Annotated in this window: 16 protein-coding genes; 4 read left to right on the forward strand and 12 right to left on the reverse strand. The window is 70.6% G+C overall.

Annotated elements, in window-relative coordinates:
* Positions 1–32 precede the first annotated feature (32 nt).
* The 5 genes from ACFVH0_RS22570 to ACFVH0_RS22590 form a co-directional block, all read right to left on the reverse strand.
* The gene (locus ACFVH0_RS22570; RefSeq protein WP_385822667.1) at positions 33–1,082 is read right to left on the reverse strand and encodes an iron-siderophore ABC transporter substrate-binding protein; all 1,050 of its coding nucleotides are present in this window, start codon (positions 1,080–1,082) and stop codon (positions 33–35) included.
* Positions 1,083–1,229: 147 nt separating this feature from the next.
* Positions 1,230–2,072: an ABC transporter ATP-binding protein gene (locus ACFVH0_RS22575; RefSeq protein WP_385822669.1), complete on the reverse strand. Its 843-nt coding sequence runs from the start codon at positions 2,070–2,072 to the stop codon at positions 1,230–1,232.
* A 39-nt stretch (positions 2,073–2,111) separates the two neighbouring features.
* Positions 2,112–3,158, reverse strand: a complete 1,047-nt coding sequence (locus ACFVH0_RS22580) for a FecCD family ABC transporter permease (protein ID WP_385822671.1) — start codon at positions 3,156–3,158, stop codon at positions 2,112–2,114.
* Between the two features lie 11 nt (positions 3,159–3,169).
* Positions 3,170–4,228 carry a FecCD family ABC transporter permease gene (locus tag ACFVH0_RS22585; protein ID WP_385822721.1) on the reverse strand — a complete coding sequence of 353 codons (1,059 nt, stop codon included), beginning with the start codon at positions 4,226–4,228 and terminating at the stop codon, positions 3,170–3,172.
* Positions 4,229–4,283: 55 nt separating this feature from the next.
* Positions 4,284–5,636, reverse strand: coding sequence for a lysine N(6)-hydroxylase/L-ornithine N(5)-oxygenase family protein (locus ACFVH0_RS22590; protein ID WP_385822672.1), 1,353 nt, complete (start codon positions 5,634–5,636; stop codon positions 4,284–4,286).
* A 256-nt stretch (positions 5,637–5,892) separates the two neighbouring features.
* On the opposite strand from ACFVH0_RS22590, the gene ACFVH0_RS22595 reads away from it, so the two are divergent.
* Positions 5,893–6,840 (forward strand): methionyl-tRNA formyltransferase, encoded by a 948-nt coding sequence (locus ACFVH0_RS22595; RefSeq protein ID WP_385822674.1) that lies wholly within the window; start codon positions 5,893–5,895, stop codon positions 6,838–6,840.
* 59 nt (positions 6,841–6,899) lie between these two features.
* On the opposite strand, the gene cynS is transcribed toward ACFVH0_RS22595, so the two are convergent.
* Together cynS and ACFVH0_RS22605 are read right to left on the reverse strand one after the other, a co-directional pair.
* A complete protein-coding gene (cynS, locus tag ACFVH0_RS22600; RefSeq protein WP_385822676.1) occupies positions 6,900–7,370 on the reverse strand; it encodes a cyanase in 471 nt (156 codons plus the stop codon).
* A 77-nt stretch (positions 7,371–7,447) separates the two neighbouring features.
* A complete protein-coding gene (locus ACFVH0_RS22605; protein WP_385822678.1) occupies positions 7,448–8,044 on the reverse strand; it encodes a carbonic anhydrase in 597 nt (198 codons plus the stop codon).
* Between the two features lie 376 nt (positions 8,045–8,420).
* Between ACFVH0_RS22605 and ACFVH0_RS22610 the strand changes: the two genes are divergently transcribed.
* Positions 8,421–8,966 (forward strand): heme-binding protein, encoded by a 546-nt coding sequence (locus ACFVH0_RS22610; RefSeq protein WP_385822680.1) that lies wholly within the window; start codon positions 8,421–8,423, stop codon positions 8,964–8,966.
* A gap of 213 nt (positions 8,967–9,179) precedes the next feature.
* Positions 9,180–9,776, forward strand: coding sequence for an ankyrin repeat domain-containing protein (locus tag ACFVH0_RS22615; protein WP_385822723.1), 597 nt, complete (start codon positions 9,180–9,182; stop codon positions 9,774–9,776).
* A gap of 126 nt (positions 9,777–9,902) precedes the next feature.
* Here ACFVH0_RS22615 and ACFVH0_RS22620 read toward each other — a convergent pair whose 3' ends face one another.
* From ACFVH0_RS22620 to ACFVH0_RS22630, 3 genes are read right to left on the reverse strand one after another with little or no spacing between them, the layout of a single operon-like run.
* On the reverse strand, positions 9,903–10,985 hold the full coding sequence (locus tag ACFVH0_RS22620) for a C45 family autoproteolytic acyltransferase/hydolase (RefSeq protein WP_385822682.1): 1,083 nt from the start codon (positions 10,983–10,985) through the stop codon (positions 9,903–9,905).
* Positions 10,986–10,990: 5 nt separating this feature from the next.
* Positions 10,991–12,622 carry an amidohydrolase gene (locus tag ACFVH0_RS22625; RefSeq protein WP_385822683.1) on the reverse strand — a complete coding sequence of 544 codons (1,632 nt, stop codon included), beginning with the start codon at positions 12,620–12,622 and terminating at the stop codon, positions 10,991–10,993.
* 49 nt (positions 12,623–12,671) lie between these two features.
* Entirely contained in the window at positions 12,672–14,102 is a 1,431-nt protein-coding gene (locus tag ACFVH0_RS22630) for a purine-cytosine permease family protein (protein WP_385822685.1), read from the reverse strand.
* Between the two features lie 88 nt (positions 14,103–14,190).
* On the opposite strand from ACFVH0_RS22630, the gene ACFVH0_RS22635 reads away from it, so the two are divergent.
* Positions 14,191–14,850 (forward strand): TetR/AcrR family transcriptional regulator, encoded by a 660-nt coding sequence (locus ACFVH0_RS22635; RefSeq protein ID WP_385822687.1) that lies wholly within the window; start codon positions 14,191–14,193, stop codon positions 14,848–14,850.
* A gap of 197 nt (positions 14,851–15,047) precedes the next feature.
* Here the strand turns inward: ACFVH0_RS22635 and ACFVH0_RS22640 are convergent, their stop codons facing one another.
* A complete protein-coding gene (locus ACFVH0_RS22640) occupies positions 15,048–15,638 on the reverse strand; it encodes a hypothetical protein (RefSeq protein ID WP_385822689.1) in 591 nt (196 codons plus the stop codon).
* Positions 15,639–15,652: 14 nt separating this feature from the next.
* Positions 15,653–16,816 carry an ROK family glucokinase gene (locus ACFVH0_RS22645; RefSeq protein ID WP_072486134.1) on the reverse strand — a complete coding sequence of 388 codons (1,164 nt, stop codon included), beginning with the start codon at positions 16,814–16,816 and terminating at the stop codon, positions 15,653–15,655.
* Positions 16,817–16,902: the final 86 nt, after the last annotated feature.

Raw genomic sequence — 16,902 nt, forward strand, 5'->3', positions numbered from 1 at the left:
TCTCCGGGGACGGGGCAGTCCGAACGGCATTGCTACTTGACCGACTCGACGAGCTCGTCGATCGCGTACGGCAAGGAAAGCAGGGTTCCCTGGGACATGGCGGCACCGACCGCCGGGCCCTCGCTGTCCAGCAGGTACGAGACCTTGCCGTTCTTGACGGCGGGGAGGTTGTTGAACAGCTCGAACTTCTTCAGCGCGTCCGTGTCGGCCTTGTCGTTGATGACGAAGATACGGTCGACGTCGACCAGGTCGATGCGCTCGGGGGACAGCACGGTGAAGAACTTGCCGTCCGCGACCGAGTCGATCTTGGTCTGGTACTTGAAGCCGATGCCCGTCACCAGCCGGCCGCGCACATCGGTGGAGGTGAACGGCGCGACGGAGTCCTTGTACCAGGACAGCGCCACGGCGGTCCGGCCGGCGAACTCAGGGTGGTCCTTCGCGGCCGTGCCGAGCTTTTCCTGGATGCCCCGCACCAGCTCGGTGCCCTCGGCCTCCTTGCCCAGCGCCTTGGCGATGTGCACCGCGTTGTCCTGCCACGGTGCGCTGAAGGGCTCCTTCTCGCCCTTGGTTCGGCCCACCGTCGGAGCGATCCTGGAGAGCTTCTCGTAGGCGGCCTTGTCGATCTCGGAGTAGACCGCGATGATCAGGTCCGGCCGCAGCGAGGCGATCTTCTCGTAATTGGGGCCCGAGTCACCGTTGTTCATGATGACCTCGGGGCGGGTGTCGCCCCACTTGTCCTTGACCCAGGGCCACTGGGTGTTGATGTCGGGGGACTTGCCCGCCGGGTTCGGGTACTGGTCGACCATGCCGACCGGCTTGATGCCGAGGGCCAGGATGGCCTGGTCGTCCGTGTAGCCCACGGAGACGACGCGCTTGGGAGCCTTGGTGATCTCCGTGGATCCGAATGCGTGTTCAACGGTGACCGGGAACGCGCCGGAGGAGGCGGCCGGGGCATCCTCGCTCTTCTTGTCCGCCGAGTCGGAACCGCACCCCGCGAGGAGGCCGACGCCGAGAGTCGCGGCGGACAGTATCGCCGCCACCCGCCGCCAGGGCTTCACACGCGCCGTTCGATGGAGAAGCATCCGGAATCCCTTGCTTTCACACAGTCAACTGCACCTCAATGTAAGGGCAGCCAAACCTTATCCGCTCAAGTGAGGCCAGCCTAGCCTAACTTTCGAACTTTCCTTCGTCGGGCATCACTTGGACCGACGCCCCCGGAACGCCGGGTTCTACGGGTCGAGCCGGACGTGCGTACGGCCGATCGGCACGATGAGCGGCCGGTCGCCCACCGGGTCGTCGATGACGGTGGCCTGCAGCCCGAACGCCTCGTGCAGCAACTCCGCCGTGATCACGTCGCGCGGGTGCCCCTGCGCCAGGATGGAGCCCGCCCGCATCACGATCAGGTTGTCGCTGTAGCGCGTCGCGAGATTGAGGTCGTGCAGCACCATGACCACGGTGCACCCCGACTCGTGCAGGTCGTCGACCAGGTCGAGCACGTCCATCGCGTGCGCCAGGTCCAGGTACGTGGTCGGTTCGTCCAGCAGCAGCAGATCGGTGCCCTGGGCCAGGGTCATGGAGATCCAGACGCGCTGACGCTGTCCGCCGGAGAGCGAGTCGACCGGACGGTCGGCCAGGTCGGACACCCCCGTCATGGCCAGTGCGCGTTCCACCACGCCGGCGTCGTCCGAGGACCACTGCCGCAGCCAGCTCTGATGCGGATGGCGTCCCCTGGCGACCAGGTCGGCCACGGTCAGCCCCTCCGGCGCGACCGGCGCCTGCGGGAGCAGGCCGAGCTTCTTCGCCACGTCCCTGGTACGGAGGCTGCCGATGTCCTCGCCGTCCAGCACGACCGTCCCCGAGGACGGCTTGAGCAGCCGGGTCAGGGTGCGCAACAGGGTGGACTTCCCACAGCCGTTGGGGCCGATGATCGTGGTGATCACCCCCGGGGGTATCGCGACGTCGAGGTCGTCGATGACCGTCCGGCCGCCGTATCCGACCGTGACTCCCCTGGCCGCCAGCCGTGAGACGTCCTCGGCCCCGGCATCGGTCCCGGTGGTGAACTGAGCGGCCACGAGCCCCCCTTGTCTGGGTATGTTCTGCATTCTTACCGCCTACCTGAGGTTTGCCCGCACCAGCAGGTAGATGAGGAAGGGCCCGCCGATCGCGGCGGTGACCACACCGACCGGGAGGGTGATCGGCAGCGCCGTGCGCGCGACCAGGTCCGAGCCGATCAGCAGCACCGCGCCGACCAGACCGGAGGCCACCATCGGCGGCGTCGGGAACCTCGCCAGACGCATCGCCACCTGCGGCGCCACCAGGGCGACGAACGGGACCGGGCCCGCCGCGCTCACCGCCAGCGCGGCCAGCAGGACCGCGCACAGCAGCAGGACGGCCCGCACCCCGGAGTACCGGACACCGAGGCCCGCGGCGACCTCGTCGCCGAGGTGCATCGGCCTGAACTGGAAGGCGACGGCGGCCACGACGACGACGAGGACGAGCGTGCCCCAGAACGCCACCCGGACCTCGTCCCACGACCGGCCGTCCAGCGAACCGACCAGCCACGACTGGGCTTTGGCCACGTCCCTGATGTCGGCGGAGACCAGCAGCCAGGTCGTGACCGCCTCCATCACGGCGCTCACCGAAATGCCGATGAGGATGAGCCGGAAGCCGTCGATCCCGCGCCGCCAGGCCAGGAAGTACACCAGCAGCCCGGTGCCGAGACCGCCCGCGAGCGCCGCCGCGGGCAGGCCCACCGAGCCGACGACCGCCGCGGCGGTCCCGCCCGACGCCGTCACCAGGAAGACCGCGACCGCGCCGGCTCCCCCGGTGATGCCCAGGATGTCCGGGCTGGCGAGCGGATTGCGTGCGACGGACTGGGTGATCGCCCCGGACATCCCCAGCGCGAACCCGACGACGAGACCGGCCAGGGCGCGCGGCATCCGCAGGTCCATGATCACGAACTCGTCGACCTGTTCGCCCCGGCCGAGGATGGTGGCGATCACCCGGGGCAGCCCGATGGGGAAGTCCCCGACGCCGATGGAGATGCAGAAGATCAGGAAGGCCGCCGCCGCCAGCAGCAGGGTGACCAGGACGAGCCAGGGCCGCCATACGAACGACACCCGGCCGAGCCGTACGCCCGGCGCCACCGTTGGGTTCATGTCCGTCCCGTTCATGCGCTCTTGAACTTTCCTCGCCACACCAGAACCGCGAAGAACGGGGCACCGAGGAGGGCGACCACGACACCCGCGTCCAACTCGCCCGGCCGAACCACCAGCCGGCCCGCGATGTCGCAGACCAGCAGGACGACGGAGCCGAGCAGCCCCGCGTACGGCACCAGCCAGCGGTAGTCCGGGCCGGTCAGATAGCGGGCCACATGGGCCACCATGAGACCGAGGAACGCGATGGGGCCGCACGCCGCCGTGGCCGCGCCCGCCAGCAGGGTGATGGCGACGATGCCGATGGTCCGGCTCAGCGCGATGTTCACGCCCAGCCCCCGCGCCACGTCGTCGCCCAGGTTGAGCAGGTTGAGGGCGGGCAGGGTGATCAGGGCCAGCACCAGTCCGACCGCGATGAACGCGGTGACCGGCCAGATGACGTCGAATCCGACACCGGCCACGGAGCCCGAGTTCCAGAACCGCAGCGCGTTCAGCGACTTCTGGTCGGACAGCGCGACCGCGGTGGTCATAGCCGCGAGGAAGACCGTGAGCCCCTGCCCGGCCAGGGCGAGCGTCAACGGGTTGCCCGCGCCCCGGCCGATGCTCGCGAGGCCGAAGACGACGACACCGGCGACCGCCGCCCCGAGGAAGGCGAACCAGACGTACTGGAAGGGGTCGGCGAACCCGAACACCGAGATCACCGACACCACGGCGAACGAGGCACCGGCGTTCACCCCCAACAGGCCGGTGTCGGCCATGGGGTTGCGGGTGTACCCCTGGATCAGCGCACCGCCGACCCCCAGGGCGAGGCCCGCCACGATCGCCAGCACCGTCCGGGGCACCCGGACGGTGTGCACGATGAGCCTGATCTCGGTGAGCCGCCGGTCGGCCTCGGGCGCCGTGAACAGCCCGTGCCAGACCTCGGCGGGGCTCAGCGCACGCGCGCCGACGGCCAGCGACACCGCCGCCGCGATCACCAGGACGACCACGAGCGCGCCCAGACCCAGGACCCGCCGTCTGCGGGCCTCCGTCGTACCCCCGGGTGCGGGGCGCTCAACTGCAATCGTGCGCATGTCGACGTTCGTCATCTCTCGTGATCCGCCGGGGCGGCATCGCCTGCCCCGCACCTCACGCGTGCGTACCGGTGCCGTCGGCGACCGGCCGCGCCTCGTCGGACGCGGACTTGACTCCCCGGTCGAGAAGCGAGTCCAGGATCTCGCCCACCCGTATCGCGGTGTTGGACAGGAGGGACGTAGTGATGCCGTGCGTGTGCTCCGTGCCGCCCTGGAGGTAGATCCCGCAGCGCAGTTCGGGGTCCGTCGAGACCCGGTAGTCGCGCTCGACGCGCACCCGGCCCGCGTCGTCGCGCAGGCAGCGGTCGGCGACCTCGCCGAGCAGGCCGAGCGGGTCGGCGGGGCTGTAGCCGGTGGCGAACACCACGACATCGGCGTCCAGGAGTGTCTCCTCGCCCGTGACGAGGGAGTTCACCGTGGTACGGACGCCGTCGGGCGTCTCCTCGACCCCGGTGACCCGGGAGACGTTGATGAAGCGCAGCCGTTCGGTGCCGAGTACCTTCTCCTGGTACATCTGCCGGTACAGGTCGTCGATCAGATCGATGTCCACCACCGAGTAGTTGGTGTTCCCGTGGTAGGCCATCAGCCGGTTCTTCACGCTCTCGGGCGCGGCGAAGTAGTCGTCGACCGCACCCGGGTCGAAGATCCGGTTGGCGAAGCTGCTGTCGTCGGCGGGGCTGTAGCCGTAGCGGGAGAAGACCGCGCAGACCTCGGCCTCGGGGAAGCGGCGGTGCAGGTAGGCGACGTTCTCGGCGGCGCTCTGGCCGGCGCCCACGACGACGAACCGCGAGGGCGAGGCGCCATCCAGCCCGTCGACCTTCCGCAGCAGGTCGGAGTTGTGCCAGACCCGCTCGCCCCGCTCCACGCCCTCCGGCATGAGCGGGCGCAGCCCCGTCCCGATGACGAGGTTGCGGGCCCGGTGGACCGAGAGGCCCTCCGCCGAGCGGACGGTCACGTCCAGATACTCCACAACGCCGTCGTGGACGAAGGGCGTGACGGAGACGACCTCGTGACCGTAGGAGACCATGTCGTCGACCTTGGCCGCGGCCCACTCGAAGTAGTCGTGGAACTCGACCCGCAGGGGGAAGAGGTTCTTGTGGTTGATGAAGTCGATCAGCCGGCCCCTGCTCTGCAGATAGCAGAGGAAGCTGTACTCGCTGGACGGGTTCCGGAGCGTCACCAGGTCCTTGAGGAAGGACACCTGCATGGTGGCGTCGTCGATCAGCATGCCGCGGTGCCAGCCGAAGCTCTGCTGCTGCTCGAAGAAGTGAGCGGTGACGGACTCCTGCCTGCCGACGCGGGTGTTGTGCTCGCTCAGCGCAATCGCCATGGCCACATTGGAGGGGCCGAAGCCGATTCCGATCAGGTCGTGGACCAGTGGTGCGTCGCCAGGAAGAACCGGTGACATGTCACTCCCATCGTGCGGGAAAGCCGCCTGTCAGGCGTAGGAAAGATACGAGAGGCAGGCACGCCGAGGAGGCCACCCGACCAAACTTAGGTGAGCCTAAGCTAATCACACGATGCTGTCGATAGGGCAACCCGGCACCGGGCACCCACGATCTCCTGACGAGTCGTCAACCGAAGCCCGAAATCACCCCGTTGCAAACTAAGGTAAGCCTTGCTTTACTTACTGCCGGTCTATCCCTGCCCTGAGGAGGAACCCCATGCGGGTCGTCATGTTCGGTTACCAGACCTGGGGGCACCGCACCCTGCAAGCCCTCCTGGATTCCGAGCACAGCGTGGAACTGGTCGTGACGCACCCCAAGAGCGAGCATGCGTACGAGAAGATCTGGAGCGACTCGGTGGCCGACCTCGCCGAGGAGCACGGCGTCCCGGTGCTGATACGCAACCGTCCCGACGACGACGAGTTGTTCGAGCGCCTCAAGGAGGCCGATCCGGACATCATCGTCGCCAACAACTGGCGCACCTGGATCCCCCCGCACATCTTCAACCTCCCGCGCCACGGCACGCTGAACGTCCACGACTCGCTGCTGCCGAAGTACGCGGGCTTCTCCCCGTTGATCTGGGCCCTGATCAACGGGGAGTCCGAGGTGGGCGTCACCGCGCACATGATGGACGACGATCTCGACGCCGGTGACATCGTCCGGCAGGAGGCGGTTCCGGTCGGACCGACGGACACCGCCACGGACCTCTTCCACAAGACCGTCGGCCTCATCGCCCCGGTCACCATCGGCGCACTCGACCTGATCGCCGCCGGGCGGAGCGAGTTCACCAAGCAGGACCGCTCCCTGGCCAGCTTCTTCCACAAACGGTCGGAGGAGGACATCCGCATCGACTGGAGCTGGCCGGCCGAGGATCTCGAACGCCTGGTCCGCGCCCAGTCGGAGCCGTACCCCAGCGCCTTCACCTTCCACCGCGGCAAGCGGCTCGAAGTCCTCGCCTCGGTGGTGTCCCGGGGCCGCTACGGCGGTACGCCCGGCCGGATCTTCTACCGCGAGGGCGAGGGTGTGGTGATCGTCGCCGGATCCGACGCCCGCACCGGCCGCAACCACGGCCTGGCCATCACCCGCGTACGGACCGAGGACGGCCGGGAGCTGCCCGCCACGGAGCACTTCACTTCCATGGGCGGCTACCTCACCGCGCGGCCCTGAGACGGGCGGGCCGACGGAACGGTCTCCGTCGGCCCGCTCAATGACGCGCTGATGAAACGTCAGAAGGGCTTGGTCGGCAGGTACTTGCCGTCCATGGTGATGACCGCGCGCTCGCCGCCCTCGGGGTCGGCGACCTTCTTGACGTCCAGCTTGAAGTTGATCGCGGAGATGATTCCGTCACCGAACTGCTCGTGGACCAGGGCCTTGAGGGTGGTGCCGTAGACCTGGAGCATCTCGTAGAAGCGGTAGATGGTCGGGTCGGTGGGGATACCGCCGGGGATCGAGCCGCGGGTGGGGATGGTCCGAAGGAGCATCGCCGCGTCCTCGTCCAGGCCGAGGAGCTCGGCGACGGCCTCGGCGGAAGCCGCCGGGAGGGCGTGCTGGCCGAGGACCGCGGCGGTGACGAACGCGACCGACAGCTCGGCGGCGTCCGCGACCTGCTGCCACGTCAGGTCCTTGCGGGTCTTGGCCTCGACCGCGGCGGCGGCGAGCAGCTGGCGGGCGGTGGGGTCGAACTGGGCGTGCGTCATGAGAGGGATTCCCTTCGGTGCACCGGCCCCGGGGTGTGCCCGGGTGGTCATGGTGGTGTGGGGTGTTGTGGTGGTGGTCAGGCCACGAGGGCCGCGGCCCCGCCGGTGACGTCGAGCTCTTCGACGATGCCGGTGGGGATGTCGTAGACCCAGCCGCGCAGTGTGACCTCGTTCGCGGCCCTGGCCCGGGCCACCGAGGGGTGGGTGGCCAGGTTGGCGAGCTGGGCGCGCACGTTCTCGCGCACCAGCGCCGCCACATCCTGCCCGTCGGCGGCGGTGCGGGCGACCGAGGCGTCGGCGTGGCGCAGCCAGTGGGCGATCGCGGGTGCGCCGGACAGGTCGTGGTGCGCGGCCAGGGCGGTCATCGCGCCACAGGCCGAGTGCCCGCACACCACGATGTCCTTCACACCGAGGACGGCGACGGCGTACTCGATGCTGGCCGCGATGCCGTCCGGTGCGGGGGTGTGGGCGGGGACGAGGTTTCCGGCGGTGCGGACGACGAACAGCTCGCCCGGCTCGCTGCTGGTGATCAGCTCCGGAACCACGCGGGCGTCCGAGCAGCTGATGAACAGCGTCGACGGCCGGTGGGTGCCGGCCAGGTGGGCGAAGAGCTCCGCCTTCGCCGGGAAGACATCGCGCTGGAAGGCCCCGACACCTTCGGCGAGGTCGTACATGGTCACTCCTCTCGGTAGCTGCCGGCCCCGTTGGACTGACGTGTTCCACCATGCACGACCAGGCTCTATAGAGTCCAAGACTCAATATCGATGAGCTTTATCGATGGCATCTATAATTTGCGTCTGCGTTGCCGGGGCCGGGCCCCGTACCTGTCCGGCCAGTTCCGGCTGCCCTCGGCGGGCCGGGTCAACCGATCGGATGACCCCGGCGTCCACCGGGCGGGCGCCGACGACGAGCCGCCGGGTCGACCGGTCGAGGCCCTCCACGGCCCCAGGATTGATTCCGGAGCGGGACGGCGCAGGTCCTCCCGGCCTCCCCGCCCCGGGACCGCCCGGGCGGTCCCGACCCGAGCGACGACCGCAAGGAACAGACACCATGAAGAAGATCTCGAAGCGGACCCGCGTCCTGGCCACCGGCGTGACCCTCGCCGCGCTCGGTGCGGGTGCCTTCGGCGCGGTCTCGGCGAACGCCGCTCCGGCCGCCGCGGTCGCCAAGGCCGACGCGAAGAACAAGAACACGATGCGGACGACGCACCTGACGGTCGAGGCCGCCACCGAGGCCGCCGAGGCCACCCTGAAGGCCGCGGAGAAGGAGTACCAGCGCGTCTCCGTCGCCGTCGTCGACCGCAACGGCAACACCATCGTCACCCTGCGCGGCGACGGCGCCGGCCCGCAGTCCTACGAGGCGGCCCAGAAGAAGGCGTTCACCGCCGTCTCCTGGAACGCCCCCACCTCCGAGCTCGCCAAGCGCCTCACCAACGCCCCCACCCTCAAGGACATCCCCGGCACCCTGTTCCTCGCCGGCGGCGCCCCGGTCACGGCCAAGGGCGCTCCGATCGCCGGCATCGGTGTCGCCGGCGCCCCGTCGGGCGACCTGGACGAGAAGTTCGCCCAGGCCGGCGTCGCCGAGCTCGCCAAGTAGCCATTGGCCATGCCGACGCCTCTGCGAGGTACGGCCGCTGTGACCCCGGCGGCGCACAGAACCCCCCGTACCGTGCGCCGCCGGTCCCCTTTCTCCGCCGCCCGCGTCCGCGCGGCCCTGCGGGCGGGGATCGGGATCGCGGTGCGTACGACGATGACGACGACCCTGTGCACGCTGCGCACCCGCACCCCCTGGAGCTCCGGGAGCACCACGATGAACGACCTCGACCGCGATCTGCTGCACGCCGCGGAGACGGGTGACGCCGACGCCGTCCGGACCGCCCTCGCCTCGGGCGCGGTGGTGGAGGCCCGCGACGCGCATCTGCGCACACCCCTGTTGCTGGCCGCGCTCGCCGACCACGTGGCCGTCGCCGGGGCACTGGTCGCCGCCGGTGCCGACCCCAACGCCCAGGACGACCGCCTGGACAGCCCCTGGCTGGTCACCGGAGTCACCGGCAGCGTCGCCATGATGCGAGCCCTGCTCCCGGCGGGCCCCGACCTGAAGGTGACGAACCGCTTCGGCGGCACCTCCCTCATCCCCGCGAGCGAGCGCGCTCACGTCGACTACGTCCGGGCCGTCCTCCGCGAGACCGGCATCGACGTCGACCACGTCAACCGGCTCGGCTGGACCGCTCTGCTGGAGGCCGTCATCCTCGGCGACGGCGGGCCGGAGCACCAGGAGATCGTCGAGCTGCTGATCACCGCCGGTGCCACGGCGAACCTCCCGGACGGCGAGGGGGTCACCGCCCTCGAACACGCCGAGCGGCACGGCTTCACGGAGATCGCCGGCCTGCTGCGGGCCGTGCGGTAGGCGGGCCCGCCGGGTCCGTCGTCGGTCGTCGCGCGGACGGGGATCACACAACGCGAGCGGACCGGCCGGGTCCTGAGGATCCGGCCGGTCCGCTCGTCGTCCGCGCCCGCGGGCGCGGCGCCGGGATCAGCCGGCGCTGAGGACCCGCCAGTCGCGTACGCCGATGTCGGCGGGCGTGCCGTCGAGGATCCTGGCCGTCCGGGTCGCGGGCTCCAGGGTGATGGTGGCGAGGCCGGCCCAGCGCTGGCCGAGCGGCTTGTCCGGGTCGGGCAGGCAGGTCACCGGGGGTTCACCGGCTCCGGTCACCAGTACGTCCGCCAGCTCGTCGACGGTGGTCGGCGGCTGTCTGCGGACGAGGCGGTCCCGGACGAAGTCGTAGCGCTCGCCCGAATCGGGCTGGTAGAGCCAGGTCTTCTCGCCGGTGGCCGGCGTCGGTGTCAGGAAGTGGTTCGTACGCACCAGCGTGCCGTTCTCGGGGCGCATCTCGAAGATGCCGACGGGGCTCATGTCGAGCAGCACGGCGTCGGTCTCGTCGAAGAGCGCGAACGATCCGGAGGAGGCGAGGGGCGCGCCGCGGATGATCTCGACGGCCTCGGCGACGCTGCCCGCCTCTTCGAGGACGATGGCCGCGAGCACATGGACGGGGACGCCGCCGATGCCGTCGTCGACATGGCCGAGGATGTTGAAGTGCAGGGCGAGACCGGCGCTGTTGACGCCCATCTTGCCGAGGATGCCGTTCTCGGTGAGGCCGACGACATCATGGGTGCCGCCGCGCAACTCCAGCGTGTGCCACATGCCGTTGAGCTCGACGTGCCAGTCCCATGTCTGGACGCCGAATGTGCCCATGGCGTCGTCGCGGCGCACGATCGTGGTGCACTCCCCCGGCGGCACGGCGACACTGCGGGCCAGGATCTCGGTGCGGGCGTTGAGTGCGGCGACGCGCCACTCCTCGGTTCCGGACCCCTGGGCCATGCCCGAGATCTCGGTACGGGCCGCGGGCCGGAAGGCGCCGATCGCGTCGAGGGCGCGCTCGGCGTCCTCCCGTACCCGGGCGGTGGTGATACCGCCGAGTGCGAAGAGCCGGTCGTACACCTCGATCGCGGCGGGGATGCCGTCGCGGAGCTGCTCGCCCCGGGCGACGCCTCGCTCGTACGGGTCGGTGGCGGCGGCCTTGATGTGGGGGCGGTGTTCGGGGCGGGGAATGGGCATGGGGGTCACCGGTTTCCTTCCGTGCTGTTCGGGTGGAGCTGCACCGCGCCGCCGACCACCGTCGCGAGGACGGGGTTCGCGGGCTGTGCGTCGGGGGTGAGGTCGAGCGGGTTCGCGGCGAAGACGGTGAGATCTGCGAGGTGGCCCGGCGCGATCCTGCCGAGCTCGTCCGAGGCACCGGCGGCGTGCGCGGCCGCCGCGGTCATGCCGGTGTAGGCCTCGCGGGCGGAGATCGCCTGGCCGGGCTGGACAGGTGCGGTGTCCGGTTCCTCCACCGGGCGTCGCAGCTGGCAGTCGGCGAGGCCGATGCGCGGATCGCCGGGGCCGATGGGCCAGTCGGAGCCGAGTGCCACGACGGCGCCGTGGTCCAGCAGGTCGCGGGTGCGCCAGCCGTGGGCGACGCGGTCGGGGCCGATCCGCCGCGACCAGTTGTCCGTGGCGTCGGCCCGTGTGTGCCGGGTGCCGTGCACGGGCTGGAGGCTGGCCACGACGTCGAGTTCGGCGAACCTGCCCAGGAGGTCGTCGGGGACGGACTCGATGTGTTCGATGCGGTGGGGGGCGCGGCCGGCCGGGCCGACCTCCTCGATGACATCGAGCGCGAACCGGACGGCCTGGTCGCCGATGGCATGGGTCGCGGTGGGGATGCCGCGTTCGGTGAAGAACCGCATGGCGGCGCGGTAGGCGTCGAGGTCGCGCCAGAGCGGCTCACGGTTCTCGCCGTGGGTGTCCGGCCGCTCGAACCACGCCGTGCCGTTGTCCGCCGTGCCGTCGAGCATGAACTTCGCGCCCTCGACGTGCCAGCGCCGCCCGCGCCGGCCCTGCTGGTCGGCGATGTCCTGCCACACCTCGGGGGCCGAGTCGGCCGGGACCAGCGGGGAGCAGCGGACGCGCAGCGGCAGTTCCCCGTGTTCCTCGATGTGCCGGTACACGGATTCGGACGGATCGGTGAAGTCGAGCGCGTGCAGTCCGGTCAGCCCGCTGCGCGCGAGGCTGTCGAGCTGGTGGAGCACGTACCCGGCGGCGGTGTCCACCGGCACCTCGGGATAGTGGGTGAACACCAGGTCCATCGCCTGGAGTTCGACCACGTGTCCGGTCGGGCGGCCGTCCGGTCCGACCTCGACCGACGAGGCGTCGGTGAACGTCTCGCGGCCGGTCAGCCCGATGAGTTCGACCGCCCGGGGGCTCACGACGAGCGCGTGCGCGTCCCGCGTCATCAGCGAGATCGGCCGGCCGGGGAACGGACCGTCGAGCACGGTGCCGGTGGGGTCGCCGTCGAAGACATTGACGTCGAGGTCGAAGCCGGTGATCCAGCCGTCCGCCGGCCGTCCCCGCGCGGCGTCGGCCAGGCAGGTGAACACCTGGTCGAGCGTCGACGCGCCGGAGAGGTCCACGCCGCTGCCGGTCTCTATCGACCCCCACACCGGATGGGCGTGGACGTCGGTGAGGCCCGGCAGGACGGTGGCGCCCTCAAACGTGTGGACGACCGTGCCGGGGCCGCGCACCGGTTCGAGGTCCGGGACGCTGCCGATCGCGAGGATGCGGCCGTCGCGGATCGCGATCGCGTTCGCCTGCGGGTCGAGTGCCTCTTCGTCGAGGGTCTCTACGTGATCGGCCGTCACGATGACATCGGCGTACACGGGTTTCCTTCCGGTGGTGCTGTGCGTGGGGCGGGGGCGGCGGAGGCCGTCAGGGGCGGGGAATGGTCCGCAGGATGCGGGCAGCGGCCCAGTAGACGGCGGCGGCGACGGCCATGCCGGCCGGAATCGACAGGTCGACATCGCCCATGACCTGTGCGAGCGGGCCGGTCCAGAAGCTGGTGTTCACCCACATCAGGGCGGTGACACCGCCCGTGACCAGCGCGAGGATGCCGCACCAGTGGACACCGCGGTGGTACCAGAACGGCCCGCCGCGCTCCTGTTCCAGCAGCTCCGCCCCGTTGTAGCGGTTGCGCCGCATGACCAGGTCGGTCACGGCCACCGCCATGGCCGGGCCGGTCACGACCACCACGAGCTGGAGCATGGTGTTGACGCTGGTCAGGAAGTCCCAGACGAGGATCGCGTACAGCGTCATGATCGCGCCGAGGATGCCGATGGTCAGGACCGCGGGGATGCGCGCGAGGCGGACGCCGACCGACTGGATGGACAGTCCGGCGCTGTAGGCCGTCATGCCGTTGTTCGCCATGGTGTTGACGACGACCGCGACGACGAAGACCGGGACGAACCAGCCCGGCAGGATGCCCTCCAGCGCGGCCTGCGGGTCGGTCATGTCGAGGGTGGTGGCCGCGAGCGCGCCGACCGTGGTGAACAGGACGCTGGGCACGTACGCGCCGAGCGCCGTCCAGCCGGCGATGGCGACCGGGCTGCTGTCGCGCGGCAGGTAGCGGGCCAGGTCGGGGCTGTTGCTGTACGACAGCGGCGTGGAGGCGATGATGGCGAAGCCGATGCCGATCGCGGCGGTGAGTGCGCCGCCCTTCAGGGGCTCGGCCGGCGTGTAGGACCAGTCGGCGGCGGCGAGCACATAGCCCGTGACCACGATGAACACGACGGTCAGCAGGATGCTGAGCGCGGTGTAGAGGCGGACGATCGTCGCGTATCCGTAGATCGCGATCAGCAGCGTCGCCGCCGCGATGAGGCAGATGACGGCCGCGTGGACGGCCGCGTTGTCGGGCAGCCCGAGCCGGGCGGCCAGGCCGATGCCCGCGACCGAGGCGGCCGACCAGTTCAGGGCGAGGTAGGCCGCGGCGATGAGCCAGCCGGTCAGGACGAGCACGAACTTGTTGCCGATGACGCCGTGGAACGCGCGCGAGATGACCGAGCCACTCGTGCCGGCCACCGGTCCGCCGGCCGCGATGACGCCCGTACAGATCCACAGCAGGTTCCCGGCCAGGATGATGCCGATGGCCTGCGGGAGCGTGAGCCCCATGAGGATCAGCGTGGCGCCGACGACGAGGCTCAGATAGCTGACGTTGGGCGCCGCCCAGACCGCGAAGAGCTGTCGTGGGCGGCCGGCGCGCTCCTCGGCGGGAACCAGATCGATCCCGCGGGTCTCCAGCTGCCCCGAGCGCTCGGAGCCTTGCCCGTCGACAGCTCCTGCGGAGGTGGTGGGTCGTGTCGTCATCGAGGCCTCTCGGATGTCCAGGCGACGCTGCCTTTATTGGGCACATGGCCAACAACTTATTGGTCACTGATCCAATAACCTTTGGTCCATGACGTCAAGACCTCGGCCGAAGCAATCCAGGAAACTGCCCGAGCAGCGCCGCGCGGAGATCGTGCGCACCGCCGCCCGCATCGGGCTGGAGGAGGGACTGGAGCGGATCACGCTGCGCCGCGTCGCCGACACCCTGGGCGTCCGGCCGGGCCTGATCGGCCACTACTTCCCGGTCGCGGACCATCTGCTGGGCGAGGCGTTCGCCTTCGCGGCCACGACGGAGCGCGGGTCGCTGCTGCCGTCGCACGAGGAGGAGCTGCCGCCCGTGGAGCGGCTGGCCCGCTTCCTGGTACGCCTGACGGACGGCGACTACCGGGATCTGAGCCGACTGTGGCTCAACGCGCGGCATCTCAGCAGGTTCAAGGACGCGCTGCGCGAGGCCGTGAGCGCGCAGGAGTCGCAGACGCGCGCCGAGGTGGTAGCCCTGGTCGGCAAGGGCGTACGGGCCGGAGAGTTCACGACCGACGACGAGGTCAGGGCGGCCCTGCACATCCTCATCACGGTCGACGGGCTGGGGGCGTACGCGAACGACGACGCGCCGCAGGAGGGCCCGGACTACGGGGATGTGGCCATCGAGACGGCCGAGACCCGGCTCGGGCTGGCCCCGGGCACACTGCGCGCCCGCGCACAACCGGCCGAGGCGGCCACCGCCGGGTGACGCGGCCCAGTGGCACGGCGCGGCTCACCGGCGCGGTTCAGCGGCGCAGCTCAGCGGCGCGGTTCAGCGGCTCATCGGCGCAGCTCAGCAGCCCGGATCAGCGGCCCGGCTCAGCGGCCCGGCTCATCTGCGCGGTTCATCGGCGCGGTTCATCGGTGGCGCGCCTGAGAGGGGTGCCGTCGGGACTGTTCTCCCGCTCAGGGGGTCGCCGCGGAGACGACGTACACGACGGGGTTCATCGGGTCGGTCATGTTCACCATGATGTCCTGGGTGGGACGCGGGTCCTTGTTGGTGTGCCTGGTGCCCGCCCAGTCGGTCCCGGGGCCGAACTCCCAGCCCGAGACCTTCCGGTCGCGTTCGCCGATGGTCACCTTGCCGGGCTCCAGGTCGGAGCGCCCGCTGCCCATCCGGCCGAGGAAGCGGTCGAGCCCGGCGGACGTGGTGCGGAACTCCACGTACAGCCGGCTGGCCTTCCAGTTGTTGGTCTCGTAGTACTGCACGTCCAGGGAGTTTCCGGGCATCGGCAGCTCGAAGATCCGGCGCTGCATCCGGGACGGCCAGCCCTCCCGGAGCCCCTGCGCGGAGGCCTCGGCCTCCTTGTTCTGCCCGGCGCGGCGGCTCTGCCCGGCCGAGATCAGCAGATAGCCGGCCGGGATGCCGATGAGCAGCACGATGATGGTCGCCGTGATCAGCCTGCGGCGGATCATCCGGCGCCGGTCCTGCGGCGGCCGGCCGTCGTCGGGCGGCGTGGACTGACGCGGCAGGACGGGGTGCTCGGCTGCGGTCATGTGTCTGGGGATCCCTAGGAGGTGCGGGTGTTGCGGGTATTGCGGATGGTGCTCGCGGCCTGGTCGTAGATCTGGGCGTACCGCTCGTACCGTTCGACCCGGCGACGGTTGGTACGGCGGAATCTGCGGGCCACCAGCCGGGCCAGGTCCGCGGCGCCGACCATACCCGCCTCCGGGCCGAGCTGGGCCTTGGCGATCCGGGCCTCGGGCCGGTAGCCGCGGCCGGTGAGATGGCGCTTGAAGGCGTCCCGGGCGGGGCCGATGAGCAGGTCGTCGGCGGCACTGACGCCGCCCCCGATGACGAAGCAGGAGGGGTCGAGCGCGGCGGCCAGATTGGCGATGCCGACGCCGAGCCACTGGCCGATGTCCTGGAGGAGCTCGACGCACATCGCGTCGCCCTCGCGGGCCAGTTCGGTGATGAGGGGGCCGGTGATGTCGGGGATGTTGCCCTTGACCCGCTCGATGATCCCGTGCGCCACCGGGGAGTCCGCGGCGGCCAGCTCCTTGGCCTCCCGGACGAGTGCGTTGCCGGAGCTGTACTGCTCCCAGCAGCCGCGGTTCCCGCAGGGGCAGCGGTGCCCGCCGGGCACCACCTGCATGTGGCCGAACTCACCGGCGACGCCGTACTTGCCGCGCTTGACCTGGCCGTCCTCCAGGATCGCGCCGCCGATGCCGGTGCCGAGCGTGATCATGACGAGGTGGTCCTCGCCGCGGCCCGCGCCGAACCGCCACTCCGCCCAGGCGGCGGTGTTGGCGTCGTTGTCGACCATGACGGGGACGACGAGGCGGGAGGCGAGGGCGTCGCGCAGCGGTTCGTCGCGCCAGGCGAGGTGCGGGGCGAAGAGCACCTTGGAGCGGTCCGCGTCGACCCAGCCGGCCGCGCCGATGCCGACGGCGTGCACATCGTGCCGGTCGGAGAGGTCCAGGACCAGCTCGACGATGGTGTCCTCGACGACCTTGGGGCTCTTGGACTTGTCCGGAGTCTCGGTGCGCAGCTGCTCCAGGATGTTGCCGTCGGCGTCGACGACGCCCGCCATCACCTTCGTACCGCCGATGTCGATGCCGACGGTGGGTACCCGCGGTGCCGTGAGGTGCGAGCGCCGCTCCCGGGTGCCCACTGTCCGAAGGACGGTGGCGCGGGCGGAGCCGCGGTGTGTGAAGTCGCGGTACGTGCTCATCGTCCCTGCGGGGTCTGGGGGTGGCCGGGGGCGGTGCTCCCGGCGGCGGACTGCGCCCGTCGGGCTCGATTCTGCCACTGCCGGGG

The sequence above is a fragment of the Streptomyces sp. NPDC127117 genome (assembly GCF_042677325.1).
In the GTDB taxonomy this organism is placed as follows: Bacteria; Actinomycetota; Actinomycetes; order Streptomycetales; family Streptomycetaceae; genus Streptomyces.